General features: G+C 47.8%; 1 protein-coding gene. It reads left to right on the top strand.

The annotated features are described in order from the left end of the window. The first annotated feature begins 67 nt into the window (after nucleotides 1-67). A complete protein-coding gene (locus tag HMPREF2526_RS01760) occupies nucleotides 68-2,896 on the top strand; it encodes a DUF4365 domain-containing protein (RefSeq protein WP_070545489.1) in 2,829 nt (942 codons plus the stop codon). Nucleotides 2,897-3,114 lie beyond the last annotated feature (218 nt).

The following is a 3,114-nucleotide window of genomic DNA, read 5'->3' as shown; positions in this document are numbered from 1 at the left end:
ACAAAATCAACGCACTCTAAAACCGGAAGGGCCATCGAAGCCCGTCCCTTTCTTTTAATGTGTTCGTATGCCTTTCTATTCTCCCGCCGTTCCTGAAGCTCGCGATATCGGTGCCGCTGGCGAAGCACTCTTTGAATCGATTGTCCAAACGTGGGGATGGAAAATTCTCAGACCAACTGTAGATTACGGTCTCGACCGGTTTATTGTTCCCCCTAAACCGGACGGAACGATCGATAACGCGATTCTTTGTGCACAGGTTAAGACAGGATCCTCTTGGTTCAAGGAGCCGGTAAAGCGCAAAAACACAGCAGATTTTGACGGTTGGTGGTTTAGACCGGACCAGAAACAACTTGACGAATGGCTTGAAAGCCGGCTGCCCGTGGCTATCATCTTAGTAGATCTCGAAAATGCAATCTGGTACTGGCAAGAAATCTGTGCTGAGAACGTCCAAAAAGCAGGAAAAACTTCTAAGATCTTCGTACCTAGGTACCAAAACTCGAGGGACGCTGTTCCCACCCAAGAAGCTTTGATCCGCCTTTCAGAAAAAAGCAGTTCGAAGCTACGAAACTTTGCTGAGATCTGGTCGACACCATACTTAACAGGCAACGCCCTCATCCGGCAGACGGTTCTCTTGCCGAAGTTGTCCTATACTCAAATTTCTCATTCGAGAGAAGAAATCGGCATACAGGAAGCCCTTGCCTACCTTCTGTCAGGCCAAGCTAGGTGGTTATCTTCGCTCTACCTCAGTTCTCTTGATCTGTTTACAAGCAACGAGAAACGAAGGCGATTCATAGCTTGGCCGCAGGAAGCTAGACTATTCAGAAAAGTCCTTAACTACCTTGGGGTCGATTTGGACACGTCTCGAATAGAGCTCTTAGAAGGACCCACAGCAGCTGAAGCAGATGACACAAATGCGCTTGAGCTCATTGTTGACTGTTTATTACTCCCAACGAGTGAACATCGGATCGCGAAACTGGAATCAATTCTAGAATACGAATCCCCCAGCTTGGATAAAATTGACCGCGCATGGATACGGTTGATCCTAGCTATCGAGCTCGCTGACGTAGGGAACGTCAACAGGGCCCAAGAAATAGCAGTTGAATTATACTTGCGAACTCCAGAGCTTGAGCACGACCTATCAGGAAAGGTGATCCTATTAGGAGCAAGAAACCTTTCGCTAATGGTAGGTATAGCAGCTTTTCGCAACGACGCTCAAAAAAGGGCAGATCTTCTAAATTCCGTTACGCTCTGGACCGATCCTCCTTCGGAATTTTTAGCTCGCAGGCTCTTCGAAAAGTCCTTCCACAAGTGGTCTATGTCAGAGTCCTTTACAATTGGCGCTGATAACGCGAAGTTTCAACTACGCATCAGCACCGGCGCTGCCCGATTGGCAGGAGATATTGCCAACTTCAAGGAAGCCGCAGAAGCAGGAGGAAAGTACCTCTTGCAATCAGCAGAAAGCACGGCGGACGCCACCGAAGGTCTCACCCTATTGACAGCTTCCGGGGCAAATCTTGCTGCTTCAAATGCGGCCGAGAGGCTAATCCTAGATGGATGGATTTCTCCTCTAACAGAGCTCATTTCAACTTTTGATTTCTCTAATATCTCAAGAATCAGTTTCCAAGCTGAATTATCAGTCTTGAGAGTAGCTGGAGAATTTCTTCCCGTGAGCATAGCCGATCGCTTGCTCAGCCAGTTATTGGACAGGCTGAACGCGCCCGGCAACTGGCGGAGTTACCCTATGCGAAATTATAAGGCAGAGATCCTTCGCACAGTATGCTCTGTCTATCTCTCGGCCTCTTCTCAGATCCGGTCTGAAATCAGAACTAACATCATCACCATCAACCCTGGCGAAGAGGATTTGCAATACACCTATAGTCTGTTATCAGAGCTTATCCCAGATGCCGAATGGACAGAAAATGAGTTGAAAGAACTTCGGTCGATGGTGAACGACAATTGTATAAGTATGCCGCAGTCTCTTCAGATCCTGTTTGCCCGGCGTTCTGAGGAGGAGCGAAGTAAATTATTGGAGAAATTGCCAACAGAATTCACGTGGGCACTAAAAGGGTTTTCTGATTGGAGCGAAATTCCAATAGAAATCGCATCCGAAATTGTCGACCAGTGTGTGGTTGAATTGAAGAAGATAATGTCAGAACTGAAGAAAGGTGTCTCTTCCTCTGGCGGTTTCCCCTATCTAACGTGTTTGATCCATTTCAATCTCTTGTACCCAACCATCTCCAAATGGGAAGTAGTTCTTGGCTATCTTTCACTGGGCCCTCTGACATCTCAGAATCTTTCACCAGCTTTGTCCCTCCTTGCAGACCACAACCACCAACTGGACCCGTATACGCGCAAGGCATTGAGGGAGGCGTTAGAAAAGCTACGCCGTAAGAAGGAGACTGTTTTCCTTTTTCCGAGTTCAAATAAAGAAAAAGAGTCAGCTTTTGCAGCCGTAGAATATGCTTACTGGCTGCTCTCTAACGAGAGTCCTACTCCAGCCGAACGCGCAATACTTTCTGGATACTCGCCTGAAATGGCTTTGGCGGTGCTCAAGCTCAAGGCTCTCAACAACCCTGATGAAATCGTCGAAGGAATATCCGGCTACATAGCTGCTTCAGATCCGACTCTCAATGCGGGGGTAGTTGAGCTATTAGCTTTGTCCCTCAGAGCAAAGCACAGATCCACCGCAATTAAAAGCTTACTTTCGACAATTATTCAGAATTCCGGCGAAGGGGCATTAGCAATTCTATCTCGAGTGGTGAACGCCCAGATTTTCAAAGACTTTCATGCGGAAGATCAAAACTGGCTCTTGCACGCCCTGAGCAACAGTCAGTCAGCAATCACCAGATGGAAAGCGCAACAGCTCCGCGCGAACGCTTCAAAAATGACGAAGTAGACTAATTTCCGTCTCTTCACCGCAAAGCATTTTAAGGCGTCGGAATTTCTCGAGACGGAATCCATGATTGTGACTATCCCGAGCATCCTTCAGGTCAGCTTTTCATTCGGGGAGCGCAGTCCCAGTGGTGGCCGGCTCTGTCAACTACCAGACCAGTAACCGTCACGTGATACAAGGCCGTTAATTGGCCCTTCCGGTTTTAGAGTGCGTTGATTTTG

It is taken from the genome of Corynebacterium sp. HMSC070E08 (genome assembly GCF_001808895.1).
In the GTDB taxonomy this organism is placed as follows: Bacteria; Actinomycetota; Actinomycetes; order Mycobacteriales; family Mycobacteriaceae; genus Corynebacterium; species Corynebacterium hiratae.
This window is presented reverse-complemented; position numbering and strand designations above follow the sequence as displayed.

Excerpts from the sequence above, each read along its gene's own strand:
- HMPREF2526_RS01760 (WP_070545489.1), top strand. The coding sequence starts at position 68 with ATGCCTTTCTATTCTCCCGCCGTTCCTGAAGCTCGCGATATCGGTGCC.